Annotated in this window: 26 protein-coding genes and 1 tRNA gene; all 27 read left to right on the top strand. The window is 38.6% G+C overall.

Annotated features, from left to right (window positions below; translation table 11 throughout):
* The first annotated feature begins 3 nt into the window (after positions 1-3).
* The 27 genes from KKH91_02560 to ispE all read left to right on the top strand — a co-directional run bounded on the left by KKH91_02560 (position 4) and on the right by ispE (position 26,907).
* Positions 4-2,010 carry a hypothetical protein gene (locus KKH91_02560; protein ID MBU0951699.1) on the top strand — a complete coding sequence of 669 codons (2,007 nt, stop codon included), beginning with the start codon at positions 4-6 and terminating at the stop codon, positions 2,008-2,010.
* Between the two features lie 39 nt (positions 2,011-2,049).
* On the top strand, positions 2,050-3,504 hold the full coding sequence (locus KKH91_02555; GenBank protein ID MBU0951698.1) for an aminotransferase class I/II-fold pyridoxal phosphate-dependent enzyme: 1,455 nt from the start codon (positions 2,050-2,052) through the stop codon (positions 3,502-3,504).
* 71 nt (positions 3,505-3,575) lie between these two features.
* On the top strand, positions 3,576-4,013 hold the full coding sequence (locus tag KKH91_02550; GenBank protein ID MBU0951697.1) for a TraR/DksA family transcriptional regulator: 438 nt from the start codon (positions 3,576-3,578) through the stop codon (positions 4,011-4,013).
* A 25-nt stretch (positions 4,014-4,038) separates the two neighbouring features.
* Positions 4,039-4,842: an ATP-dependent sacrificial sulfur transferase LarE gene (gene larE, locus KKH91_02545; protein MBU0951696.1), complete on the top strand. Its 804-nt coding sequence runs from the start codon at positions 4,039-4,041 to the stop codon at positions 4,840-4,842.
* The gene (mnmA, locus tag KKH91_02540; GenBank protein ID MBU0951695.1) at positions 4,839-5,927 is read left to right on the top strand and encodes a tRNA 2-thiouridine(34) synthase MnmA; all 1,089 of its coding nucleotides are present in this window, start codon (positions 4,839-4,841) and stop codon (positions 5,925-5,927) included. Before larE ends, mnmA begins: the two co-directional genes overlap by 4 nt.
* A gap of 5 nt (positions 5,928-5,932) precedes the next feature.
* Positions 5,933-6,553 carry an imidazole glycerol phosphate synthase subunit HisH gene (gene hisH / locus KKH91_02535; GenBank protein MBU0951694.1) on the top strand — a complete coding sequence of 207 codons (621 nt, stop codon included), beginning with the start codon at positions 5,933-5,935 and terminating at the stop codon, positions 6,551-6,553.
* A gap of 53 nt (positions 6,554-6,606) precedes the next feature.
* A complete protein-coding gene (gene hisF, locus KKH91_02530) occupies positions 6,607-7,365 on the top strand; it encodes an imidazole glycerol phosphate synthase subunit HisF (protein ID MBU0951693.1) in 759 nt (252 codons plus the stop codon).
* Between the two features lie 312 nt (positions 7,366-7,677).
* On the top strand, positions 7,678-8,091 hold the full coding sequence (gene ruvX / locus KKH91_02525) for a Holliday junction resolvase RuvX (protein ID MBU0951692.1): 414 nt from the start codon (positions 7,678-7,680) through the stop codon (positions 8,089-8,091).
* A gap of 19 nt (positions 8,092-8,110) precedes the next feature.
* Positions 8,111-9,046 (top strand): endolytic transglycosylase MltG, encoded by a 936-nt coding sequence (gene mltG, locus KKH91_02520; protein ID MBU0951691.1) that lies wholly within the window; start codon positions 8,111-8,113, stop codon positions 9,044-9,046.
* Positions 9,043-10,593, top strand: a complete 1,551-nt coding sequence (locus KKH91_02515; protein MBU0951690.1) for a GAF domain-containing sensor histidine kinase — start codon at positions 9,043-9,045, stop codon at positions 10,591-10,593. The genes mltG and KKH91_02515 overlap by 4 nt, the downstream gene beginning before the upstream one ends.
* Before the next feature lie 11 nt (positions 10,594-10,604).
* On the top strand, positions 10,605-11,891 hold the full coding sequence (gene hisS / locus KKH91_02510) for a histidine--tRNA ligase (protein ID MBU0951689.1): 1,287 nt from the start codon (positions 10,605-10,607) through the stop codon (positions 11,889-11,891).
* A 190-nt stretch (positions 11,892-12,081) separates the two neighbouring features.
* Positions 12,082-13,872 (top strand): adenylate/guanylate cyclase domain-containing protein, encoded by a 1,791-nt coding sequence (locus KKH91_02505; GenBank protein MBU0951688.1) that lies wholly within the window; start codon positions 12,082-12,084, stop codon positions 13,870-13,872.
* Positions 13,869-14,579 (top strand): DUF3307 domain-containing protein, encoded by a 711-nt coding sequence (locus tag KKH91_02500; protein MBU0951687.1) that lies wholly within the window; start codon positions 13,869-13,871, stop codon positions 14,577-14,579. The genes KKH91_02505 and KKH91_02500 overlap by 4 nt, the downstream gene beginning before the upstream one ends.
* 143 nt (positions 14,580-14,722) lie before the next feature.
* Positions 14,723-15,433 carry a 16S rRNA (cytidine(1402)-2'-O)-methyltransferase gene (rsmI, locus tag KKH91_02495; GenBank protein MBU0951686.1) on the top strand — a complete coding sequence of 237 codons (711 nt, stop codon included), beginning with the start codon at positions 14,723-14,725 and terminating at the stop codon, positions 15,431-15,433.
* Positions 15,420-16,472: an N-acetyl-gamma-glutamyl-phosphate reductase gene (gene argC / locus KKH91_02490; GenBank protein MBU0951685.1), complete on the top strand. Its 1,053-nt coding sequence runs from the start codon at positions 15,420-15,422 to the stop codon at positions 16,470-16,472. Before rsmI ends, argC begins: the two co-directional genes overlap by 14 nt.
* Before the next feature lie 92 nt (positions 16,473-16,564).
* Complete coding sequence (locus tag KKH91_02485) at positions 16,565-16,735, top strand: thiamine phosphate synthase (protein MBU0951684.1); 171 nt, start codon at positions 16,565-16,567, stop codon at positions 16,733-16,735.
* 246 nt (positions 16,736-16,981) lie between these two features.
* A tRNA-Asp gene (locus KKH91_02480) sits at positions 16,982-17,054 on the top strand.
* 171 nt (positions 17,055-17,225) lie between these two features.
* On the top strand, positions 17,226-17,924 hold the full coding sequence (locus KKH91_02475; protein ID MBU0951683.1) for a M50 family metallopeptidase: 699 nt from the start codon (positions 17,226-17,228) through the stop codon (positions 17,922-17,924).
* Positions 17,909-18,505: a hypothetical protein gene (locus KKH91_02470; protein ID MBU0951682.1), complete on the top strand. Its 597-nt coding sequence runs from the start codon at positions 17,909-17,911 to the stop codon at positions 18,503-18,505. Before KKH91_02475 ends, KKH91_02470 begins: the two co-directional genes overlap by 16 nt.
* A 6-nt stretch (positions 18,506-18,511) precedes the next feature.
* A complete protein-coding gene (locus tag KKH91_02465; GenBank protein MBU0951681.1) occupies positions 18,512-19,279 on the top strand; it encodes an ABC transporter ATP-binding protein in 768 nt (255 codons plus the stop codon).
* A gap of 3 nt (positions 19,280-19,282) precedes the next feature.
* Positions 19,283-20,965 carry a hypothetical protein gene (locus tag KKH91_02460; protein MBU0951680.1) on the top strand — a complete coding sequence of 561 codons (1,683 nt, stop codon included), beginning with the start codon at positions 19,283-19,285 and terminating at the stop codon, positions 20,963-20,965.
* Positions 20,966-21,048: 83 nt separating this feature from the next.
* The gene (locus KKH91_02455; GenBank protein ID MBU0951679.1) at positions 21,049-21,933 is read left to right on the top strand and encodes a peptidylprolyl isomerase; all 885 of its coding nucleotides are present in this window, start codon (positions 21,049-21,051) and stop codon (positions 21,931-21,933) included.
* A gap of 26 nt (positions 21,934-21,959) precedes the next feature.
* Positions 21,960-23,015, top strand: a complete 1,056-nt coding sequence (locus tag KKH91_02450; protein MBU0951678.1) for a peptidylprolyl isomerase — start codon at positions 21,960-21,962, stop codon at positions 23,013-23,015.
* Positions 23,012-24,007 (top strand): 4-hydroxythreonine-4-phosphate dehydrogenase PdxA, encoded by a 996-nt coding sequence (pdxA, locus tag KKH91_02445; GenBank protein ID MBU0951677.1) that lies wholly within the window; start codon positions 23,012-23,014, stop codon positions 24,005-24,007. Before KKH91_02450 ends, pdxA begins: the two co-directional genes overlap by 4 nt.
* Positions 23,988-24,428, top strand: coding sequence for a ribosomal protein S18-alanine N-acetyltransferase (rimI, locus tag KKH91_02440; protein MBU0951676.1), 441 nt, complete (start codon positions 23,988-23,990; stop codon positions 24,426-24,428). Before pdxA ends, rimI begins: the two co-directional genes overlap by 20 nt.
* The gene (locus KKH91_02435) at positions 24,425-25,978 is read left to right on the top strand and encodes a tetratricopeptide repeat protein (GenBank protein MBU0951675.1); all 1,554 of its coding nucleotides are present in this window, start codon (positions 24,425-24,427) and stop codon (positions 25,976-25,978) included. Before rimI ends, KKH91_02435 begins: the two co-directional genes overlap by 4 nt.
* Positions 25,975-26,907 carry a 4-(cytidine 5'-diphospho)-2-C-methyl-D-erythritol kinase gene (ispE, locus tag KKH91_02430; GenBank protein MBU0951674.1) on the top strand — a complete coding sequence of 311 codons (933 nt, stop codon included), beginning with the start codon at positions 25,975-25,977 and terminating at the stop codon, positions 26,905-26,907. The genes KKH91_02435 and ispE overlap by 4 nt, the downstream gene beginning before the upstream one ends.
* Positions 26,908-26,915: the final 8 nt, after the last annotated feature.

Raw genomic sequence — 26,915 nt, 5'->3', positions numbered from 1 at the left:
ATCATGGGCAAAAATGAATTTCGATCATTAATTATGGCTATCTCTGGTTTGTTTATAGCTATGATCTCTATTTTTTACGCAATATATACTTACAGATTTTTCTCAATCTCACCTTTGAATCTATTTTCTTCAGTAATCAAAGACATTTCTCTTTTTAATCCCAAGGTAATAATTTTCTTGTCTTTACATGTAATTAGATTCGTATTTGTTTCGTTGCTATTCTTCAATATCTGGTGGATAGGAAACAGGCTGTTAAGTCTTCTGAAATTTGATTCTTACCCTGAAGAAAAACATACGATACTATCTATGGGCCTGGGCTTGGGTATATCCGGATATTTAGTTTTTCTTCTAGGCATCCTGGGCTTTTTAACTAAAACAGCCTTAGTTTTGCTTTTAGTAATTACTTCCTTCATTTCATTAATACATACTTTAAAATCATTAAGAAACGGGAGCAATACTTTCAGATTTAAAATAGTTAAACCAAAGTTTAACATCTATTTTATTTTGATAATACCATTCTTAATTCTATTTTTTTTCGCTACTACCTTACCTGAAATATTTTACGATTCTTTAGTCTACCATCTTGCTATCCCTGATATTTATCTAAAAGCGGGCAGGCTTGTTAATATACCAACCAATATCTATTCTTCCCTGCCTCATTTAATGAGTTTAATTTACACTTACGGGTTAATATTTAATGATGCTCTGCTAGTTAAAGTTATAAGTTTTTTCATAGGGTTGCTTTTGATTTATACAATCTATATTGCTGGCAAAGAGTTGTCAGTGCTGATATTTCTAAGTATTCCCTTGGTTGCGCTGAATCTCTGGTGCGCTGGCTCTGATATTGGAATGGCATTCTTTCTTTTGTTGGGATTAATTCTATTTAAAGACTGGTTATTCGAACAAAAAGAGAACAAAAAATTGCTTTACCTTTCTGGATTACTTTTCGGTTTTGCAAGCGCTTGTAAACTAACAGCAATGCTCGGCTTACCTTTCTTGATAGTAATAATTATTTACAACTATAAAAATTCCTTTAAAAACTCTTACAAAACAATGTTTTTGTTTTTGCTCTGCGTTTCTTTGCCCTTAATTCCCTGGTTTTGCAAAAACTGTATTTTTTCCGGCAACCCCTTCTTGCCTTTTTTCACGAAAATATTTGGTTCCGGGCCCTGGGGGCCAGGCACTTTGAACAGTTTTTTTCTGGATACAAAAAGCGGGTATGACGGTTTTAACTCAGCTTTCTCTGGATTAAAAAAAATATTTACATCAGGTATTACGGGAGCGGAGTCGGGCAGGGCGGGGTTTATGGGCCCTGTATTTCTATTGCTTATTCCATTAATGCTTATATACTTCAAAGACAAAAAAGTAAAGTTTGCTATTTATTATTGCGCTTCATGTATTCTTGTCTGGCTGTTTTCAACACATATGGTGCGCCATTTATTTCCGCATTTAATAATTCTGTTTATTGCAATTTCATTTATGCTGGAAAACAATAAAAAATTAAAGATAGCGCTTGCTCTTTTGTTATTTACAAATATTTACTGGATTGCTCTAATATTTCAGACAAAATATGACGGACTGAAAATAATCACAGGTCAATGCAATGCAAACGCGTACCTTTCAATCCAGCACCAAAACATTTACCATTGTCCCTCTTACCCAGCATATAAATACCTGGAAGAAAATTCAAGCACACAACAGGACCGTGTTTTGATAGCAGGCGAGGCAAGAGGATTTTATTGTAAAAATCCCGCGATAAGCAATTCACAGCATGATTCGCCTGTTTTTTTTGATGCAATTGCCGGGTCTGCGGGCCCGGCCGCTTTAAGAGAATGGGCCTCTCTAAATAAAATAAAATTTTTGATATTTAATTGGATAGAAGTTAAAAGATTGCTTCCGGAAAAATACCGGCAGGAGAGATACTTCAAGTCAGCGAACATCTTTCTCGATAAATATACAAAAAAAGTTTATGCTGATAATTATTTGGAGGTTTATAAGGTTTGCTATTGACAATAATACCAAAAATGAATATCATATTACACTATTAAAATGAAACCTCAATTAAAAACACCATTATTCGATATACTCTTGGAACACGCCAAGCGCAAAGTAACTTCATTTCATACCCCGGGGCACAAAAACGGGCAAAGTATAGATAAAAGACTGAAGTCCTTCACCGGCAGAAATGCTTATTATTTTGATGTTACAGTATTTCCTGAAGTCGATTCTTTACACGATCCTACGGGCCCCATAAAAAAAGCACAGGAGTTGATGGCCCAGGCTTACGGAGTAGAACACTCATTCTTTCTTGTAAACGGTTCTTCGTCCGGGAACCTGGCGATGTTTCTTTCAGCCTGTAATTCCTGCGATTCAATAATTCTCTCGAGAAACTGCCACAAATCCGCGCTATCGGGCATAATATTATCCGGTATCTGGCCCATATGGCTCCAGCCTAAAATTGACCAAAATTATGATATAATTCTTGATTCTTCGCCCGAACAAATAGAAGATGCGCTGAAGCAATTCCCTGAAGCGAAGGGTGTTTTTGTTACCAGCCCTACATATAACGGCGTTACTACCGATCTTGTAAAAATTGCCGAAATCTGCCACAGACAGGGGAAAATCCTGCTGGTTGACGAAGCTCATGGCGCCCATTTAAAATTTCACCAGGACCTGCCTATATCTGCAGTGGAAGCAGGCGCAGATCTTTGCGTGCAATCAACCCATAAAATACTTTCTGCGCTCTCACAGGGCTCGGTTCTTCATTTTAATTCCGATCTAATAGACCTTAACCGCACAAAAAAAATAGTTTCAATGCTGCAGACCACAAGCCCGAATTACCTGATACTTGCGAGCCTGGACCTGGCCAGAAAACAAATGATAGAGTCCGGTGAAAAAATGTTTGATAAAATAATACATTGGACCAACCAGGGAAGGGACAAAATAAATCAGTTAAATAATTTTTCATGTTTTTCCAGGAAGGACATCAAATCCTTGGGCTACGACCTTGATTTAACCAAGATTACCGTGAATGTAACACAGACAGGCCTGACGGGCTATCAGATAGAAGATGTTCTTGCAAAAGAATACAATATTCAGATTGATTGCGCAGATATTTTTAATTTAATTGCGATAACAGGCGCCGGTACTGAAAAAAGCGATATAACTCAGCTGGTTGCCGCTTTAACTGAGATCGATAAAAAATACCACGGCCAGGAAAAGAACTGGGTGCTGGATATCCCGTCTCTTTCCACCGAAATGGTAATGATGCCGCGTGATATTTTCTTCAGCTACGGCACTAAACGCGTTCCTTTGAAAAAAGCAGCAGGCCAGATTTCAGCTCAAACCCTGACTCCTTACCCGCCGGGCATACCTGTATTGATCCCCGGTGAACGAATTACAAATGAAATCTGCGAATACCTTGTCGACCTTTCTGAAAAAAATGTCAGAATAAGCGGACAGGAGACGGATTCTCTAAAAACCATAAAGGTTGTTACTTTATAATCTTATAAAAGGGGAGTACCCCATACTCTTCCAAACGAGTAACACGGGGTATTAAAAAGGTGATAAAAAAAATGGCAAAAAAAACCGCGAAAATCAAAAAAGTGAGCAAGAAAGTTATTAAAAAAGCAAGAAAGAAAGCTGAAAAAAAACTCGTTTTCAAATGTATGAAAAAGGGGAAATTGGAAGCATTAAGGAAACTTCTTGTAGCAAAGAGGGATGACCTTCTTAGCCTGGTGAAGAAGAAACATTTTGATATGCCTGATAACGAGATCGGCGACGAAGTTGACAGCGCTACTATGTCTGTGGAAAAAGAAATATTATTTGAGCTTACCAATAATGAAAAAGCTATGCTCGATACAATAGAATCAGCTCTCCGTAAGATTGAACAAAACAATTTTGGCGCCTGCGAATCATGCAGCAAGCCCATAACATTCAACCGTCTTAAAGCAATGCCCTGGGTAAGATACTGCATCACTTGCCAAAAAGCATACGAAACACCAGCTGAATAATTTATTTTAGCTGCTTGCCTGAAAAATGCCCACTACTAATAAACTCAAGAGTTTAAGGGATTATGTTTCCGGTTTTAAAAGTGTTGTTGTTGCATACTCCGGAGGAGTAGACAGCAGCCTGGTGCTTAAGGTTGCGTCGGACACGCTCGGCAAAGAAAATGTTATCGCTGTTGTTGCCTTCTCCGAGACCTACCCTGAATCAGACAAATCATTTGCTCAACAAATTATAAAAAAGATTGGAGTCAAATCCATCACAATCAGAACTACTGAATTAAACAATCCTAAATTTAAAAAGAACCCCAAACTAAGATGCTATTATTGCAAATCAGAACTGTTTTCAAAAATCAAACAAATAGCAACAGCTCATAATATCAAAACTATTCTTGACGGTTCAAACTATGACGACCTCTCTGATTTCCGGCCGGGAAGAGCAGCTCTAACAAAGTTCAAGGTAATTAGCCCGCTTTTAGAAAACAAAATAACAAAAACGGACGTTAGGAAAATTTCAAAATCGCTCGGGCTGCCGACCTGGAACAAACCCCAAATGGCTTGCCTCGCATCAAGAATACCTTATGGTACTATGATTACAAAAGAAACCTTGAGTAAAATTGATTCGGCTGAAAATTTCTTAAGAAAAAAATTCGGGTTTTACAACATCAGGGTAAGGCATTACAACGATATTGCCCGTATTGAAGTCTCACCTGAACAAATTAATCTTCTACTAAATAAAAATGCAAGAAAGAAAATAGTATCTGCCTTTAAAAAACTTGGCTACAAATTTATCACGGTTGACCTTGAGGGTTTTAGAACAGGCAGTATGAATTTATGAGCAAAATTAAGGTTGCTGTAGCAATGTCCGGCGGTGTTGATTCATCAGTTGCTGCTGCGCTATTGAAAGACAAGGGATATGAAGTTGTTGGCCTAACCATGCGCCTTTGGGCCTGCAAAACCGCCGCGTCCGCCAATAAAAAACTATGCTGTTCCTTAAATGACACCGAAGACGCAAAAAAAGTCTGCTGCCTTTTAGCAGTACCGCATTATACAGTCGATTTCCGCAAAGAATTCAATAAACAAGTCATAGAACCCTTTTGTGAAAATTACCGAAGGGGCATAACCCCGAACCCCTGCATTTTGTGCAATCAAAAAATAAAGTTTGATTTACTGCTTGAAAAAGCTAAATCTCTTGGTTTTAATTTTTTAGCAACCGGGCATTATGCTAAAATTCAACCGCCTTTTTTACTTAAAGGGAAAGATGACAACAATGACCAGTCTTACTGGCTTTACGGCGTTAAAGAAAAAAACCTGAAAAACATTCTTATGCCCTTAGGCATTTATACAAAAACACAAGTAAGGGAATTGGCAAGGAAATATCACTTGAATGTTGCTGGAAAACCTAAAAGCCAGGAGATTTGTTTCATCCAGGATAACAATTACAGGAATTTCATGAAACAGTATAGTGTCAAAGAAAAACATGGCGCTATTGTTGACAAAAACGGAAAAGTTTTGGGCGCCCATAAAGGCGTATCAAATTTTACAATAGGCCAGCGGTCCGGATTGGGTATTTCTGCAGGGAAGAGGGTTTATGTATGCAGAATTGTCCCGGAAGAAAATAAGGTTGTAATCGGAGATGAAAAAGATGTTTACAGCAGTGAATTGATTGTAAAAAATGTTAATTGGTTTGTGCATATTGAAAAGTTTCCTTTAAAAACAAAAGTTAAAATCAGGTATAAACATAAAGAAGCTGATGCGGCCATATACAAATCGGATAAAATTTTATATAAAATAGTATTCGATCAGCCTCAGTGGGCTGTGACACCCGGGCAAAGCGCAGTTTTTTACGCTGGGAATAAGGTTTTAGGCGGCGGGGAGATAACCCATCCCCTCTTTTTGAAAGAGGGGATTGAGGGGAGTTAATAATAGTGATCGCGATAATAGATTATGGCGTAGGTAACCTGCGAAGCATAACAAAATCTGTTGAGATTCTTGGCGGGAATCCTGTAATTACAACCGATAAAAGGGTTGTTGCAGAGGCCGATGGCATAATTTTGCCGGGTGTAGGTGCATTTAAACCTGCCATTAAGATGCTTAAAGACAGCGGGCTCTTTAAAGTGATAAAGAACTTTGTTGCTAAAGACAAACCTATTTTGGGAATATGCCTGGGTATGCAATTGTTTTTTTCTAAAAGTACAGAAGGTGGAAATACAAAGGGGATGAATCTTATAAAGGGAACGGTTGAAAAACTGCCCAACACAGAAAAACTGCCCCAGATGGGCTGGAATAATGTGTCATTTCAAATTTCGAATCTCAAATCTCAAATTTTCAGGGACGTAAAAAATAAATCTTATTTTTATTTTGTGCATTCATATTATTGTAATCCGATAGACAAAAAAACAATCATTGCGACTACTGATTATGCGCAGGTTTTTCCTTCGATAATTCAAAATGGAAATATTTTTGGCACGCAGTTTCACCCTGAAAAAAGCTCCGAACAGGGCTTACAATTATTAAAAAACTTTGTTGAAATAACAAAATCTACATAGGCAAGTTTGGAACGTTCCTGGAGAAAATGTGCCGAACTTGCAATTAGGTAAACATGTTAACCAAACGAATTATTCCTTGTCTTGATGTTAAAAACGGCCGCGTAGTAAAAGGTATCCACTTCCAGAACCTGCGCGATGCCGGCGACCCCGTTGAAACCGCCAAACAATACAGCAAAAACGGCGCGGATGAACTCGTATTTCTTGACATCACTGCCACCATTGAAGAAAGAAAAACCACATTTGAGGTAGTTAGAAAAACAGCAGAAAATGTTTTTATTCCGTTGACGGTAGGCGGCGGGATAAAGGTTTTAGCGGACATAAGCAATCTCTTAAATGCAGGCGCAGACAAAATTTCTATCAACACAGCGGCCGTTAAAACCCCTAAACTTATAAAGGAATCTTCAGATAAATTCGGTTCACAGTGTATTGTTGTTGCCATAGACGCCAAAAGAGTGACAAATAAGAAGTGGGAAGTGTTTATTAACGCCGGTTCTACCCCTACGGGTATTGATGCCGTCCAATGGGCAAAGAAGGTGCAAAAACTGGGCGCAGGAGAGATTCTACTTACCAGTATTGATGCAGACGGTACTAAAAACGGCTATGATATTGAATTGACAAAGACTATCAGTGAAAATGTAAATATTCCTGTTATTGCTTCCGGAGGCGCAGGGGAACCTAAGCACCTGTTTGAGGTGTTAACCAAAGGCAAGGCTGATGCGGCTCTTGCAGCCAGCATATTCCACTACGACGAATACCCGATTTACAAGGTGAAATCCTATCTCAAATCAAAAAAGATACCAATAAGAATATAAATACTCCCGAGACAGACCCGGAGAACGCATTTCCTCGCTTCCCGCAGTTTCTTTTCCAAATATCCCGCTATCCCTTTGTTCAGGATTTTTCGCCTATTAACGTTGGACCACCTGGTTACATTATAGATGACTTAATACGCAGCCTTTCAAATCACTGAAATATTTAATATAATACACTTATCAAACTCCGGGCTTTTAACGGAACTTAATTCTACAAGGGATATCATTGAAAAAACAACAGGGGAAAAGAAAGGACTCTGGAAGCGCTGCCTAAAATTATCTGTTCCCTGCGCTTAAAGGAAAGCTAAACTTATGAGAATACTCGCAATAGATTATGGGGAAAAAAGAATAGGGCTGGCGGTAAGCGATCCACTGGGCATAACGGCCCAGCCTTATGCAACCCTTCAAAAAGACGGTACAGAAGCTAAAAGAATACTCGAAATAATCAAGGATAAAGAAGTTACAAAAATAATTATAGGATTGCCGATAAACATGAACGGCACTAAAGGCGAATCTGCCGCGCGAGTTGAAGCTTTTGTAGAATATTTAAAAACCATAATTACGTTGGATATTGAACTTGTTGACGAGAGATTGTCCACAAAAGAGGTAACAGACAGGCTTATTGAGTTCGATATGTCAAGGGAAAAACGCAGGCAGAACGTTGACAAACTTGCCGCCACACTGATTTTAGAAACATATTTAAATAGAAATCCGGCAGTTTTTTAGTTAAAACCGGTAGGATTCAATGAAATCAATAATTCTTAGAACTACATTCATCGTGCTATCCTTAAGCCTGATAGTAACCCTATTTTATAACTTTTCTATACCTAATAGAGAAGTTATCCTTACTATACCACACGGCAGTAACGGAAAAACAATTACAGAACTTTTATATGAAAACAGGCTCATTTCAAACAAAAAAATATTCATACTTTTTTCTGGCTTTACACGTTCAACGAAGAAATTTCAAAGCGGTACTTATAAGTTAAACCAGAAAATGGATATGTTCAAAATAATGGATATATTAAAAAAAGGGAAAGTTTACTCGATAAAATTTACAGTACCTGAAGGGTACACAAGTGTTCAGATTGCAGAATTACTTGAACAAAAAAATCTGGGGAATAAAAAAGAATTTCTAAAAATAGCCGAAAAAGAAAAACTTGAGGGATACCTTTATCCAGAGACCTATTTTATCCCATACGGTTCCGCCGAAAAAGAAATAGCAGCTTTTATGGTTAACGAGTTTAAAAAAAATTATACACCTCAACTTGCAGAACAAGCAAAAAAGCTAAAAATGTCAACACAGGCTGTTATAACGCTTGCTTCTATCATCGAACGGGAAGCTGTTTCATCGGAAGAAAGAGCCCTGATTTCAGGAATATTCTACAACAGGCTTAAGAAAGGATGGATGCTCGAATCCTGTGCAACGATCAGATATGCTTTAAATAAATATACTGACAAGATTACTTACAAAGACCTGAGAATTAATTCTCCCTATAATACCTATGAACATCATGGATTGCCACCTGGTCCTATTTGTAATCCCGGGATGCCTTCAATACAAGCAGCTCTAAATCCGGCGAATACAGACCTTATGTTTTTCTTTTCTAATGGGAAAGGAACTCATGAATTTTCAAAATATTATAAACAACACCTGGAAAAACAAAAAAAACACCTATGAATCTGACTGAACAAAACCTTAACTTACTTTTGGAAGCCAACCGTATTCTTTCTTCAACGCTTAACACCGATGAAGTCCTGTTAAAAATCATGGAACTGGCCACGCAAATTGTATCTGCTGAAAGCGCTTCGCTGCTGCTGTATGAAGAAAAAACAAACGAACTTACTTTCGATGTGGTTATCGGCGGGGAAAAAGAACAGAAAATTAAACAGCTAAAATTAAAAATCGGAGAAGGCATCGCCGGCTGGGTAGCGAAAGAAAAAAAATCCCTGGTAGTGAATAACGTTTCTAGTGATAAAAGATGGGCGAAACATGTTGACCGGCTTTCTGAATTCAAAACCAATTCACTAATTGCCGTACCCTTACTCTACAAGGACAAACTTCTTGGCGTGATTGAAACCATTAATCATAAAGACGGAACGGATTTTACAGGCAAAGACCTTGAACTTCTGGAGGCTTTCAGCGCCCAGGCAGCAATTTCAATTGAAACCTCGACGCTTTTTTCCAGATTGAACACTGAAAAAGAAAAATTTGAACTTATATTCTCACAAATGACAGATGCAGCCTTATTCTTTGATACTACCGGAGATATCATTTTTTGTAACAATGCCTGTTCATCCCTCGTCGGATTGATGAAAAACGATATTTTTTCAACATTTAAATCTTTTACGATTACCCCTGATTTCAAAACTGCATTTAATGATTCAAATGATACTACTACGATTAATTTTTCTCATAAAGAGAGGCAGCTATATTTTTCAGGAAAACTTAACAGAATATTAAATGAAATAAAAAAACCCATAGGTTATATGCTTCTTTTTCACGATGTCACTGAAGAAAGAAGAGAACAGATCCTGAAGAAAAATTTCCTTTCACTGATTTCACACAAGCTGAAAACACCTCTTGTCTCTATTATAGGTTACAGCGACATCGTTTCCCAAAAATTCGACACTGCCAGTGAGGAAAAACATTTTCTTGATATTATTAATCAACAGGGACAACACCTGGATGACCTGGTAAATAAACTTCTGGACTTTACCATAATTGAATCCGAACAGCATAAAATAGAGCGCAAGCCTGTTAAACTTAATGAAATTGTACAAAAAGTTATGATGAAAATGCAGGACTTCGTTTACCTTAACAAAGCAGACGTTACAATACATCCGTCGCTAAATGAAGTATCCCTAGTGATTGCTGATGAATCCATGATAATAATCGTACTAAAAAATTTGATCGAAAATGCAATAAAATTTAATCCAAATTGCCAGAAAAGTGTAACGCTGGAGAGATATGAAACCGGAAATATGGCCGGAATTTCAGTCCAGGATAATGGCCCCGGAATACCTCCTGAACAGAAACCAAAACTTTTTCAGGAATTCTTTCAAATTGAAGAATCTTTTACAGGACAGGTTAAAGGAATGGGGTTAGGCCTGGCTACCTGTAAATTGATTATAGAAGCCCACAAGGGGAAAATAGGCATAGATAACAATTCAAAGAATGGCAGCAAATTTTTCTTTTTGCTTGACAAAAATATACCAAAACAATAGCAAGGAAAAATATGAAATCGAAATACCATAGAGTGCGCGGAACCTACGACATCTTGCCAGACAACCTGGCCTTATACCAAAAGGTTGAAAATACTGCCAGAGGTATAATGAATGAAAGAGGCTTCAATGAAATCAGGATTCCTACTTTTGAAGAAGCAGGCCTGTTTATTCATACAACCGGGGAAACAACCGATATAGTTGAAAAAGAAATGTACACTTTTAAAGATAAAAAGGAACGTATTCTTGCATTGCGCCCGGAAGGCACCCCTGGAGTAGTCAGGGCTTTCCTTGAAAATGACCTTAATTCCGCTTTTCCCGTAAGTAAGTTTTACTACACGGGGCCGATGTTCAGGTATGAAAGGCCGCAAGGCGGCAGGCGCAGGGAATTTTTTCAGTTCGGCTGTGAATATTTCGGTAATGCCCATCCAACAGCCGATGCAGAGCTGATATTGCTTACAAGAGACATTTATTTTTCGCTTGGCATAAACAACCTGCTTATAGAAATAAACTCTATCGGCTGCGAAGAATGCCGGCCAAAATACCGCGATAATCTCATAGACTTCCTGAATAAAAACAAAGAAAAACTCTGTGAAGACTGCAAGGTCCGCCTGGAAAAAAACCCTTTAAGAACACTTGACTGTAAAATAGATAAGAACCTTTTTATTGAAGGCAAGGTTCCTACTATCAATAAAGCTCTTTGTACCGATTGCGCCTCTCATTTCGGGCTTCTACAGGATTTACTCAATGAAGCAAGCGTAAAATTCTCCATTAACCCTTATATTGTCCGCGGCCTTGATTACTACACAAGGACAGTTTTTGAAGTGAAAGTTGAAGGAACTGACGCAATTTGCGCAGGCGGCAGGTATGACCGCCTGATAAAACTCATCGGGGGAGAAGAAACGCCTGCCATAGGTTTTGCCATAGGGGTAGACAGAACCGTTGACCTGCTTAAAACAATTAACATTTCAACCCCAAAAATATGTCCTGTATTTTTAGTAACCCAACAAAATGAAAGTGTAATAAAGAATTCCTTCGCGCTGCTTCAGCAGTTAAATACACAAAAAATCCCGGCTGTAGGGCCCTACCCCGGCAAAAGCTTTAAGGCGCAGATGCGCCTGGCTGATTCATCAGGCTCAAGGTATGTTCTTATTTTAGGAGAAACTGAAACACAAACCGGTTCTGCGACCATAAAAGATATGGCCGCAAAAACACAGGAAACATTGAAACAAAAAGAGGTTATTCAAAAATTAGTAAACATCTGTGACAAAAGTCACATTGACCAGGGAAAACCGATTTAATATAATTAAATGCTTCGTACTATACTTGTTACTATTTTTGTATTTACTATTAAACGACCTCACAAAAAACTATTCAACAAACTATGCAATGTCGTTAATATCAGGAAATAACCAAAATGGAATTCGGAGTTATTCAATAAACCTGAACAGAAAAACAAAATTCGTAGGAAAATAGGAGAAGGAAAAGGAAATGAAAAAAAACCACACCATACTGGGATTGATAGTAAGTTTAGTTGCTATTTTAATCGTATTTCTTTTATGGTGGACCGGAACATCCGACGTTTGGGAAAACAAATTTTTTGACTACAAGTTTAAAGTCAGAGGAGCAAACGATGTTTCAAAAAATATTGTTATTATAGGGATTGATGACGATTCATCTGCGATGTTCGGCAGGTGGCCCTGGCCAAGAAGTATTATCTCGCAAGGCGTTAAGTATTTAAAAAGTGCAGGAGCCAAAGTTATAGGGGCTGATATCCTTTTTATCGAATCAAGCCAGGATAAGAGCCAGGACACCGCCCTTAATCAAGCCCTGGCCTATTCCAAATGCGTTGTAGGCGCAACTGTTTTTGATCAAATACCGGAGAACATCGTAGAAACAATCGACGGTAAAATAGTTTACAGGGAAACGACTAAAGAAGTATTGACCCTGCCGAATAAAACGTTTAGAAAATCTTTTATCGCAACAGGTTTTACTAATGCTTACCCTAACCTCTCGGACGGTGTATTAAGGCTGGCGGCCCTCAAAAGAAACTTCGAAGATCATACCTATTATTCTTTTGACATGCACCTGGGTGCAAAATATTTGGGTAAAACACCGGAAGAACTCAAAATACCCGAAGCTTTTCTAGTGAATTATCACGGCCCTGCAAACACCTATACCCGCTATTCATTTTCCCTGATATATGACAACAAATTCCCAAAAGAATGGATCAAAAACAAAATTGTGCTTATAGGTTCTCTTTCAACCGGAGCTTTTGACCATTTCACTACCCCATTTGAAGCTATTTTCCCGGGCGTAGAATTTCACGCCAATGTAATCGACAACGTAATTAACAATAACTACATCCGTGAAGTGCATGCTTTTATAGTAATAGCTGTCACGCTTTTATTAACCGTTTTCATAAGCCAATTGGTGATACGTATTAAAGCAGTCACCGGTGTGTTTTTGTATATTTTCAGCCTTATTGCATACTTCATTTTCACCTATCTTCTATTCTCAAAATTCAACCTGCACCTGGATTTTTTAAAACCTGCATTAGGCATGACTGCATCATATATAGGCATTATGGGCTACCGCTTCAGAACCGAAGAAAAGGAGAAACGCTGGATTAAAAAAACCTTTTCGTCTTATATGAGCCCTCAGGTAATAAAAGAACTCGCTGAAAACCCCGATAAATTAAAACTTGGCGGTGAAAAAAAATTTATGACCGTATTTTTCTCCGACATAAGAGGGTTCACAACTATTTCCGAGAAATACCCTCCTGAAGAAGTAGTAAGTATTTTAAATGAATATCTAAGCGCCATGACAGAAATAGTTTTTAAATATGAAGGAACCCTGGATAAATTTGTAGGGGATGAAATAATGGCATTCTGGAATTCGCCGTTGCAGCAGGAAGACCATGCAATGATGGCCATTAACTGTTCCTTTGACATGCTTGACAAACTTAACCAGTTGCAGGAAAAATGGAAACAGGAAGGCAAACCCATTATTGACATAGGCATAGGCATAAATTCCGGAGAAATGATCGTAGGAAACATGGGGTCCTTTCAAAGGATGGATTATACGGTAATCGGTGATAATGTAAACCTGGGCGCCAGGATTGAATCATTAACCAGGCAGTATAATACTAAAATGATAATTTCCGAATTCACTTATGAAATAGTCAAAGACAAAATCGATGCAACCCATTTGGGTGAAGTCAAGGTTAAAGGCAAGACAAAACCAGTCAACATTTACGATGTGAAAAGGAAACTCTCATGATAATTTTTTGGCGTCTTTTATTGGCGCATTTTTTAACTGATTTCACTCTGCAGACCAATTTCATTGCAAAATGGAAAAGAGAAAGCATTTTCGGGGCCCTAGCTCATTCAGGTATATTTTTACTTCTATCAATGGTGTTATGTGTATTCTCAGATAACTTTTCAGGCCTTACAACGCACTACTTGTTTGATGTCTGGTGGAAGCTGCCCGGATGGCTATGCGTAATGCTTATTTTCATTATCCATTTCGGTGAAGACTATTACCGTATTTGGAGTATAAAAGAAGGGGGATCTTCTGACAACCTCCTATTTTTTATTTGGGACCAGTTCATTCACATTATCCTGATATTTTTGTTTTCTCCGATAGATACATCATTTTCCATTTCTGAGCATTGGGTTGTAATCGCAATATTGCTTATTCTGGTTACCCACTTTAGTTCTATTTTCATTTACTATATAGAACAGCTCATTTACGGACCGGAACATATTGCAACAGGGCTAAAAGGCAAGTATCACCTTATGCTAGAAAGGCTAACAATATTCGGGTGTTTTCTGCTGCCCGGACGCTTTTGGATGATGGTAATTGTTGTTTTATTAGCCCGCGTATTTTTATATAAACCAACTCACGATTTTAGTAAAATAAACATTATTTCAAGTGTTTCACTTTCTATATTAATCGGTTTATTGTCCAGATTGATACTTTATTAGGAAAGAGGGTAAATGTGGAATTAGACCGGACAAAACAAAAACTTCAATCTTACCTGGCAAGAAAGGTGTGAAGGAACTTAGCTCGACCCAAAAGTGGTTGAAGCCTTTTTAAAAACGTTGACACATGAAGAGAACAAAAACAAATGACCGCGGTCCTTTACCTGGTTGCCACACCGATTGGAAACCTTGAAGACATCACTTTACGCGCCATTAGAACCTTAAAAGAAGTTGACCTTATAGCTTGTGAAGATACCCGAAGGACAAAAATTTTACTGAACCATTATGCTATATCAAAAGAACTTGTCAGTTACCATTCATACAGCCAAAACTCCAAGACTGATTTCTTAATTGAAAATTTGCTTTCCGGGAAAAATGTTGCCTATGTTACTGACGGCGGGACTCCGGGGATTTCTGATCCGGGCGAAGAACTTGTAAGAGAAGCGCTGAAAAATAACATAACTGTTGAAAGCATCCCTGGCCCCTCAGCATTAATTTCAGCTCTTGTTTGTTCCGGCTTGCCTGCAAATGGATTTATATTCTTGGGCTTTTTGCAAAGGAAACCCGGCAAGATAAAAAAAGCACTCAAGAAAGCGGCAGAATTAGAAAAAACCATAATATTTTATGAATCGCCCTTCAGAATTGTAAAAACTATCAGGTTATGCAAAGAAATCTTCGCGGAAGCGGAAAATACCCGGTGCGTTATTGCAAGAGAACTGACAAAGAAATTCGAGGAAATAATAAGAGGAACTTTATCCGAAGTTTACGATGACATTTCGCAAAGAAAAGAAATTAAAGGTGAAATAGTGGCTTTAATAAACCCCAAAAATAAAGGCAAAGAAAATGAACGCGATTAAAGTTGGTATTATCGGCATTACCGGCTACGCCGGAGAAGAATTAATAAAAATTTTATTTCAACACCCAGGTATTGAAATAAAATTTTTAAGCAGCCGTTTTGACAAGCCGAAGAAAAAACTTTCGGAAATATATTCAAATTTAAAAAATATTCCAGATATTGATTGCACCAGCCTGGATATTGACAATAACTTGAAGGAATCTGAGCTTAAAAATACTGACGTGGTTTTTCTTGCTTTACCGCACGGCACTTCTGCACAAATCGCCAAAAAAGTTTTAAAGGCCGGCAAGAAAGTAATCGACTTAAGCGCGGATTTCCGTTTAAAAAATCCTGCTACTTACAAAAAATATTATGAACTGGAACATCCATGCCCTGAGCTGCTCAAGGAAGCAGTTTATGGCCTGCCTGAACTCTACAAAACACAAATTTCAAAAGCTAAACTAATCGCTAATCCGGGATGTTATCCGACATCAGTAATTTTGGGAAGCATGCCCCTTTTAAAAAACAAACTCGTTAAGAAAACGTCAATAATTATTGATTCAAAAAGCGGGTATTCCGGGGCAGGCAGAGAATTTGTAAAAAAATACCTGGCTGCGGGGCTTCCAAACACATTCGCATATAAAACCGGCGGGAAACACCGCCATATACCTGAAATGGAACAGGAACTATCACTCTTAACAGAAAAACCTGAGGAGTGTAAAATCATTTTTACGCCTCATGTCGTGCCTCAGGAGCGGGGAATGTATTCGGTTTTATATTTCGAAATATTAAGAAAAATATCTTTGACTGAAATTGCCAGCCTGTATAAAACATTTTATAAGGACGAACCTTTTGTCCGGGTGCTGGGTGAAGGCAAAGAACCTCAGACTATAAACGTTACTAACACAAATTTCTGTGATATTGGTTTTGCACTCTATGAGAGTAAAAATATCCTCATAGTTATGTCAGCCTTAGATAATTTAGTCAAGGGCGCTTCAGGCCAGGCTGTGCAGAATATGAACCTCCTGTATGGATTAGATGAAAAAACCGGCCTCCAGTAAACTCTGGGTAATGCCAACGGAGGGAGGAAAGAGAAAGTATCACCTTGGAAAAAATTTGGTAGACGCTTTACAGAAGGTAGGGATTCAGTGAAATTCTACGGTTATTACTTTTTATTGCGATAGGGGGAATAAACCTTTTAAATGCTCCTGAAGTAATAAAAGCCGGTGCGGACGGATTATGTGCGATTTCAGCAGTAGTATGTTCAGAAGATGTGCAAAGCAAAATAAGAGAGTTTCAAAAATTGTTTTTAAGAGGAAGCTGATGAGTTTATTTTATGTTGCCCTAGCCTGTGTTTTTTGGGGACTGGTACCCACCATAACAAAATTACTCCAGCAGGGACCCTGTGCTGATCCTAAAAGCCTGGCTTACCTGCGTTTTTTAATTGGATTTATTTTTTGCTTTTCATACTGCACATTGTCGGAAGTGGTTTAATCGTTACAGGCATATTTTTAGACTCTATTTGACTTTACCCTTAAGTATTGCTATAAACATTAGCTGAATGTTTCTTGGGGTGTTAGTGTAGTAGTCAACACGCCTGCCTGTCACGCAGGAGATCACGGGTGCGACTCCCGTACACCCCGCTTTAAAACCATGCCTATGGTATCAGGCAGTAATAGAATTGTTCAGCCCGCCTGAATCCAAATGGGTTAAGATGGCCCGCCAAAAATTACCAACCGCAAAAGAACTTTGGCGAAAAGAAATGGAAAGCAAAGACACAAAAGTCGAAGATTACATGCTGGAATAAAAGCTTCATGTTTGGCAATATTTTCACGTTTATTTTAAGCTTGCTGCTTTTACCGGTATGTTATGGCATCGGCAATAATTTTTTCCGGCTGATCCTGAAGGTTAACAGCTTTTCAGGGATTGAGTCGCCGTGGACGTATTTTATCTGCGGCGCAATAAGTTACATTTTTTTGCAGTTGATTTTTTTCAGGCCTCTTAGAATTTATGTTTTTGGCCATGAATTTGCCCATGCAATCGCCGGATGGCTGACCGGTGCCAGGGTAAAAACTTTCAAAATAAAAAAATCCTCCGGAAGTGTTTCGCTTACAAAAATAAACATTTTTATTGCGCTTGCTCCGTATTTTATCCCGATATATTCAATAGTGCTTATATTGTTTTACGCGTTATTTAACATTTGCACCAAAAATGTGTATAATGTAAACCACTACTTCCAATTTTTACTTGGAATCACTATATCTTTTCATGTTGCACTTACAGTTTTTGCAATAAATCAGGGCCAGAGCGACCTGGAAAAGTATGGGGTTATTTATTCGTTATTATTGATTTTTGTTTCCAATTGTTTGATTTTAGCAGCAATGTTTTCGGTTTTTTTCCAGGTATCATTTTTAGAATTCCTAAAAGATTCCGTAAAAGATTCCTGGTACGCATATTTATGGGCCTGCCACCTGCTAATCAGGGCTAAAGAGAATATATGGACGAAACTGTAATTTGTCATTACGGCTATTCAGAGATAAAAAGAAAGTTGATGCACTTTCTCATATTGATTTACCCGGTGATTTACAATACCCTGCCTCTTAAAATTGTGCTTAGCTTTGCAGGCGGCCTGGTAGTAGCGGATATAATTGTTGAATCCTTCAGGTTTGTATACCCTTCCTTTAATGCATTTACGCTGAAAGTATTTCATGGCTATTACCGCGAAGCAGAATCTAAAAATATCAGCACTTTAATCTGGACGTTTTCCGGGGCTTTTCTAACCATGTTTCTTTTCAGTAACAAAAATATTGTTACGGCATCTTTGCTTTATATGGTTTTTGGCGACAGCCTGGCCTGCCTTTTTGGCGTCAGATTCGGCAAAACAAAAATAATGGATTGCAAGACGCTTGAAGGCAGTTTCGCTTGTTTTGTTGTCTGTTTTGTCTGCGGAATATTTTTCCTGCCCTGGCCTTTGGCAATTTTGGGCGCGTTTGTAGCGACCATAATGGAACTTCTTCCTTTGCCGTTAAATGACAATTTCTGGGTGCCCGTTTCATCGGGGCTTTTTCTTACCTTGCTTTCGAGATTGTTCTAAAACCTTATGACAGAAAATAATTTAAGCATTAAAACTGTCAACCTTAACAAAACCTTCAATAATCTTACAGCCGTAAAAAACATAAATCTTGAAATCAACGCAGGTGAAATTTTTGCTTTCCTGGGCCCCAACGGCGCGGGCAAAACTACTACAGTAAAACTGCTTTGCGGCCTTCTGCGGCCTACCTCAGGTGAAATTTACATCTGCGGGAAAAAGGCATCGAAAAACAGCTTGGAAATAAAAAAAATTATCGGACTGGTACCGGATCATCCATTTATCTACCCCAAACTTAAAGGCGTGGAATTTCTCCAGCTTATCGGCGATGTTTATAATGTCAGTGCCGATGAACAGAAAGAAAGAATACCCGAACTTTTTAAAACCTTCGCTCTGGAAGAAGCGTCTTTAGATCTGATAGAAACTTATTCGCTCGGAATGAGGCAAAAACTGGTTATATGCAGTGTTTTACTGCATAAACCCCGGATCCTTATCCTTGATGAACCGCTGGTAGGGCTGGACCCGAAAAGCGCGAGGCTTGTTAAGGATATTTTCCACGGGCTTGCCCGGCGGGGTACAACAGTTTTTATGTGCACACATATCCTGGAAATAGCGGAAAAACTCGCAACAAAAATCGGGATAATCCACAAAGGTGAGCTTATTGCTTTAGGCACCAAGGAAGAAATCCGCGCAAAAACTACAAATACCGGCACGCTTGAAGATATTTATCTCGAACTTACCGGCGGTTTTGAATACTCCGAAATTTTAAAATTCTTATAATCTATGTTTTTTCTTCGTGTCAAATTTAAATCCTTTGTCAATTCTATAAGAAAGCGGACATTAACTGATTGGATAAAAATATCAATCGGGGTTGCTCTTGGTATTTCCTTTCTATATTTGCTTTATATCGGTTTCTACCGCCTGTTTGTGTATGTGCAAAAAATTCAGATAATCGGATCACTGCTCTTATTGAAGTTTTTGGGAATAGCATTTTTTACTTCATTTTTGATGGTGATTCTTTCCTCGGTAATATCTTCATTTTCTACCATATACTTTTCAAGCGATTTAAACCTGCTCATGACCATGCCGGTAAAACCCTGGAAAGTTTTCTTAATAAAAACTTTTGAAACGTCTTTTCAGGCCTCCTGGATGATGCTGGTAACGCTTATTCCTTTTCTGGCCGCATATGCCGCTGTAAAAAATGTGGGATTGGGTTTCTTTTTGGTTTTTGGCGTGTTATCTGTCCCGTTTTTTTTCACAAGCGTAGCTATAGGTATTTTGATAAGCCTGGGGATAATGTTTATGTTCCCTTCGTCAAAATCCCGTGATATCATTTTATTTGTCGCAATTTTTTTTGGTTCGCTCTGTTACGTGCTTTTTCGGTTCATCGAACCGGAAAGGCTTGCCAACCCTGATGCTTTTTATGACGCAGTCCAATATTTAGCGTATTTGAATGCTCCTGTAGCAAAAATATTTCCTTCCTGGTGGTTTACGGAATCCTTGAATGCAATAACAATAAACAACAGCCGGCTTTTGTTGAATGATTCTTTATTGATCGTCGGAACCGCATTCATATTTTTGTTAATTCTATTGGTTCTCGCCGAAAAGTATTACTATCCGGTAATCACGAATATTCATCTGGGTACCGAAAAAAGAAAACAGGGGTCAGCCAAAGCGGCAATTGCAAACAGTTTGAAAATTTCTAAATTTAGTTTTTTTATTAAAGACATAAGAGTTTTTTTCCGCGATACTAAACAATGGTCTCAGGTTCTGCTTGTTATTGCCCTGGTGCTGGTTTATTTATTCAGTATTCAAAAGTTACCGAAAAGTTTTACCGGTCAAAATTATCCTGTTGTTTATGTTTCAAATTTTCTTGCTTTTTTCAATATTGGCGCAGCCGGTTTCATATTATCCGCTTTGGCTTTACGTTTTGTTTTTCCTCAGATAAGCTTGGAAAAGGGGACATTATGGTTCATTTTTAGCATGCCTATGACAATTGAAAAATTTTTTGTTAAAAAGCTTATTATCTCCGCAGTACCTATGCTGTTTTTAGGGTTGATAATGGGTATATTTTCAAATTTATTGCTGAAAGTGTCTTCCCCGATAGTTTTTTGGTTTTCAAGCGGGACTATAATATTGCTTTCTATCGGCTTGCTCTGCATGTCACTGGGGCTTGGAGCGGGTTACCCAAAATTTGATTCTGATAATATTGTTGAAATAGAAGCGTCTTACGGCGGGATTTTTTATATGGTTTGTTCGCTTGTTTATATAGGGCTGACCCTTGGAATAGAAGCCATACCAATGCAGTTATTCATAAAGCATCAGCTTGGTTCGCAACTTTATTGGGGCGATCTCATCTGGCACGGAGTGGATTTACTCATACTTAATGCCATAGTAATAGGAATACCTATTTGGCGGGGCATCAAGTCCCTAAAAAACTACGAACTCCGTGAATGGAGCTACTAATTGCAAAATGATGTAATATATTATATAATAAATCCTCAACAAAGGCTAGCGAGAGGCGCTAGTTTTAAAAATAGGAGAGAGAAATGTCTAATAAGAGAAAAAAAATTCATCAGATTCTTTGGGTTTTATTCGGAATGGCGATGGCTTTAGCAGCGTGCAGCAAGGGCCAAAACGCAATAGTTGCGAAAGTGGGCGGCGAAAAAGTCACTGTTAAGGATATAGCACTGAGAATAAAGAGCGTTCCCTTTGGTTATCAGGAGTATTTAGCCACGGAACCCGGGCAGAAACAGTTTATCGATATCATGGTCCGCCAAAAAATCATCTTAACTCTGGCAAAGAAAAACAAAATCGACAAAAGAAAAGACCTTGCCCAGGCAATTAAAGATTTCAAGCAGGAATACGCCAACAAAGTCAAACAGTATGAAGAGGACATGATTGTTGAAACCTATCTAAAAGAAATTGAAACTACATTAAGGGTGACGGACGACGAAGTAAACAAGTACTACAATGACCATAAAAAAGATTTTATACAGCCGGTAGAAATAAAGCTCAGCCACATACTGCTTTCCTCCCAGGCTGACGCCGAGCAAGTTATTCAAAAGATAAAGAACGGCGCAGATTTTGAAGAAATGGCTAAACAGGTTTCATTAGATCCAGTAACAAGCAACCGGGGTGGCGATCTTGGCGCCTTTAAACCCGCAGAAATGCTTCCGGAATTCGCCGAAGTTGCAAAAAATCTTCAAGTGGGGGCAGTTACTGACAAACCCGTTGCGACTTCCTACGGCTTCCATGTCCTGAAAAAGACAAGCCAAAAGATACTTCCGGGAGTTTCAGCGGATAAAGCCAAGGATGAAATCAAGAAGATCTTAATTAAGGATAAATTTGACAGGTGGATTGAGGAACAGAAAAAGGACCTGAATGTTAAGGTTGATTATACTGTTCTAAAAGCGCTTTCAAAAACAAAATAAAAAATTGAGTGTTTAGGAGAAAGACTATGAAAAAGTACGTCATTTGCATGACGGCGTTGTTTGCTTTGAGCGGGCCTGTAATTTCAGCGGAAGTTATTGATAAAACCGTTGCTTTAATTAACGGGGAACATGTTCTTCTTTCCGAATACCAAAAAATTCTCAACCCCATAATTGAACAGTATAAGCTGGTCACCCCTAAAGCTGACCAGACTGATGACAAATTGAAGGAACTCAAGTCAAAAGTCCTGGATCAGATGATTGATGACCGGCTCCTGCTTCAGGAAGCAAAAAAGCTGAAAATAATAGTTTCTAAAAGGGAAGTTGAAGAAGGCATTAAGCAGGTTAAAACGCGGTTTAAAGACGAGGACGAATATAAGAATGAACTCAAAAAAGAAGGCCTAAGCGAAGAAAAATTTTCCAAACGTATTGAAGAACAGTTAAAGCAGATAAAATTAATCGATTCGCAGATAAAATCAAAACTCGCCGTTCCCAGCCAGGAAAGCGTCAAAAGCCTTTTTAATGACGTAAAAACAGCTATGGACGGAAAAGAAGAGCTTAAAGGCAAATCTGATGAAGATAAAAAAGATATCGAAACGCTTGCAAAACTGATTAAGAGGAAATACAGCGAATTGGTACGCGCAAAACATATTTTAATTAGGTCCTCAAAAGAGGATTCAATGGTCAAACAGGCTGCGGCAAAGAAAAAAATTGAAGAAGTGCAGGCAAAATTAAAAGCCGGAGACGATTTTTCGGAGCTTGCAAAAAAATATTCGGAAGATACCGGCAGCGCGGAAAACGGCGGTGACCTGGGTTATTTCGGCAGGGGCGACATGGTAAAAGAGTTTGAAGATGCTGCCTTTGCCCTTCCGGTTGGGGAAACATCCTCAATAGTAAAAACTGAATTCGGTTACCACATTATACAGTCTGAAGAAAAGAAAGCAGCAAGAAAAGTAGCTTTTGACGATTTAAAGAATGACCTTACTGATTATCTCCGCCAGAAGGAAGCTGAAAAAAAATACGCCGACTGGATAAAAGACCTTCGGAAAAAGGCTTCCGTAACAATTTCAACCCCGGCTGAATGAATGAATTTCCTCTTGTAATCATCACGACAGGGGACCCTTCGGGCATTGGCCCGGAAATCACAGTAAAATCTTTTATTGAAGCCCCGGAGCTTTTTAAGAAGTGCATACCGCTTATCGTAGGCGATTATTCCGTTTTAAAACAATTCCTTAACAAATCTCGCGTTAAGTATACCGTTAACTCAAAATTTATTCCTGAAAAAATATCTAAAAATACGCTCAATATTGTTGATTTAGCGGTTTTGAAAAACAAAACTGCAATGGGCGTGGTTTCAGGAACTTCCGGCGCTGCTTCGATTGATTACCTTAATTTTGCCGTTAATTTGCTGACCACTCATATTATAAAAAAACCGAACGCTTTTTCTTTGGTGACCGGGCCCATATCAAAGGAATCTGTAATAAAATCAGGGATTCAGGGGTTTAGCGGCCATACGGAATATCTGGCAGAAAAAACCTGTTCTAAACAATTTGCTATGCTCATGGCATCTGAAAAATATAAAGTTTTACTGGCAACAAGGCATATAGCGCTAAAAAAAGTTCCGGGTTCTATTTCTAAAAAACTATTGACCCAGCAGGTCTTGACTGTAATCAAAACCATGAGGGATTATTTAAATATCAGGCCTTCAGAAATCATAATGTGCGCCTTAAACCCTCACTGCGGCGAATCCGGACATATAGGTAAAGAAGAGGAAAAAATAATAATACCGGCAATTTTAGAATTAAAAAAACGGAATTTAAATATTTCCGGGCCCATTGCCGCTGAATACGCATTTTCAATTTCGATAAAAAACGATCTTATTGTATGTCAATATCACGACCAGGCAATGGCGCCCTTAAGGCTTTTATGCGGCATGAAGTTTGTAAATATAACTTGCGGGCTGCCTTTTTTGCGCGTTTCACCGGCGCACGGCACGGCATTTGACATCGCGGGAAAAAATTGCGCGGACCCTTCAAGCATGATGGAGGCTATTAAGTTTGCGTCAGGCAGTAATTGAGCCTCTTACAGAAGCTGATATCAGCCAAATTGTTGAAATTGAAAATGAATCCTTCCCGGACCCCTGGTCAAAAGAAAAATTCCGCCAGGAACTGGTTTTAAAATTTTCTTATTTTTTTACCGCAAAAATAGGCGAAGAAATAACCGGTTATATCGGCTTGTGGCATATAGCTGATGAAGGCAATATAGTCAGCCTGGCTGTTAAAAAAAACCGGCGGAAAGAAGGAATAGCAAGCCAATTGCTTGGTCATGTAATGAATTTTGCGCACCAGAAAGGTATTTTGGATCTTTATTTGGAAGTAAGGTTAAAAAATTTACCGGCACAAAATCTTTACACGAAGTTTGGGTTTGAGGCCGTATATAAAAGAACCGCTTACTACGGCGATGATGATGCGCTAGTGATGCATAAAAGGATAAAATGAACACAGCAGGAAAAACCATATTTAGTCTGATTTTGTTATCTATGGCTGTTACACAGGCCGTTGCACTGGAAACCGGCGATAGAAAGTATAATTCTTACCTATATTTTCTGCAGGGCGAGATTTTATTAAGACAAAATGATCCGGATGCGGCGCAATATAAACTTGAAAAAACAATTGAACTTGATAGAAACGCTGTTCCTGCCTATAAGGAATTAGTTTTTCTTTACCTTCAGTCAGGGAATTATGAAAAAGCCCGGATGCTTGTCAAAACGCTTAAAAATCTTTCCGATAATATTGACACAAAACTATTTTTAGGCACTTATTACGTTTATGCCGGCGACACAACAAGCGCCATAAACCAGTATCAGGAAGTTATAAAAAAAGATCCTGAAAACGCTGAAGCAATAATAATTCTTGCGGGGATTTATTCCGAGATAAATCCTGAAAAATCTCTAGGCTATTGGGATAGATACATTGCCCTTAAACCGGACTCGGGAGATGCGTACTACAGGAAAGCGGTTGTTTTAAAAAAACTTAACAAAACCGAAGGGGCAAAAAAACTGCTCCAAAAAGCTATCGGGCTTCAGCCGGACGACCTTTTAACCCGTGTGACCCTGGCGGAAATTTATGAAAGCGAGCAGGATTACATCCTTGCCGGGGATGAATTATATTATTGCGCCGGCCTTGATAAAAATACTTACGGTTATTATATACGCGCCGGTGAAATGTACATGAGGGCTAAAGATTATGAAAAAGCGGAGAGGGTTTTTAAGGAAGCTCTCCCTGTTTCAAAAAATGATCCGGTAGTTTATTTTTGGCTTGGACTACTGTATGAAAACAGGATGGACTGGAAAACAGCAAGCGAATATGTAGAAAAATCTTTGACCGGGAAATCTGACATAGCGGGTTATGAAAAATTGAGTTACTATTACACTCAGCTGAACGACGTGAATAAGGCCCTCAAAACATTGGAACAGGCGCTGAAACTTAATCCAAAAAGCGCTGAAGTGAATTTTTTTCTCGGGCTTGGTTATATGGATTTGAAAAAAAACGGTAAAGCTGAAAAATATTTCCTAAGGACAGTTGATTTAGATCCCAATCTTTCCGATGCGTATTTTTACCTTGGAACGATTTATGAGCAATCCGGAAAATTTGACAAAGCGCTGCCCAACTTGCGCAAGGTTGTTGAGCTTACTCCAAAAAACGCAGTTGCGATGAATTATCTTGGGTATTGCCTGGCAGACAGGGATGTCAGCATGGATGAAGCAGAAACTTTGATAAGAGCTGCGCTTGAAATTGACCCTGAAAACAGCGCATACAGGGATTCTCTTGGGTGGGTTTATTTTAAAAGAGGAAAATACCAGGAAGCAAAAATGGAAATAGAACAGGCCTCAAAGAACCTTAAAGACCCTGTTGTTTTTGAGCATCTGGGTGACATAGAAAAAGCGTTGGGAAATAAGAAGAATGCTGAGAGTTTTTATAAAAAAGCGCTCTTTTTGGAACCAAAAAACAAAAATATAAAGAAAAAGATAAAAGAGTTGAAAATATGAAGATATTAGCTCCCGCCAAAATTAATTTATTCCTTGAAATAACCGGAAAGAAAAAAACCGGGCAAGGCACGTATCATACGCTAAACACAATATTTCAAACAGTAAATCTTTGTGATGAAATCGTCATTTCTCCGGGGAAATCTCACAGAATAGATTTTACATGCGACTGGACGAAAATAGGAATCGCTGAATCATCTCCGGTTGAGGATAATCTTTGTTTCCGCGCCGCATCTGCTTTAATGGAATATCTGGAGGAGAAAAAAGGTGCAAGAATAAAACTTGTCAAAAAAATACCGGCAGGCGCAGGGCTTGGCGGAGGTTCTTCGGATGCTGCAGCTGTTTTAATCGGACTTTTAAAATTCTGGAACAGAAAGATTGATAAGAAAAACTTGAATGAAATTGCTTTGAAATTGGGCGCGGACGTGCCTTTTTTCCTTTATGGAGGCTGTTGTTTTGCTCAGGGGGTAGGGGAAAAACTGACTCCTTTGCGCACTTCCTGGGAGAAGGAACCCTTGAATATAGTCCTGGTAAAACCGGGTTTTTCGAAATCAACTGGAGATGTTTATAAAAGATATGATGAAAGGGCAGTAAAAAGGTTGACAAAGTTTAATAATATTCCTAAAATCAAGAGAGAAAAGCTGGTTGATTTAAACAGCCTGAAACTGGTAAACAGCCTTGAAGAGGTAGTTTTCGAAAAATATCCTGAGCTTAAAGCTCTAAAATGCAATTTTATAAATATGGGCGCTTGCGCAAGCCTGATGTCCGGCAGCGGAACGACAATATTTGGGGTTTTTGAAAACGGGCTTATAGCTCAAAAATCTTTCGTAGAATTCAAAAAAAATGGTTTTAACGCGTGGTTAATTCATACCCTTAATGGAGGTGCGTTATGGAAATCACAGAAGTTAGAATTTCCCCGAGGGAAAAAGTAAAGCCAGCC

Source organism: Elusimicrobiota bacterium (assembly GCA_018816525.1).
Classification (GTDB): domain Bacteria; phylum Elusimicrobiota; class Endomicrobiia; order CG1-02-37-114; family XYA2-FULL-39-19; genus OXYB2-FULL-48-7.
This window is presented reverse-complemented; position numbering and strand designations above follow the sequence as displayed.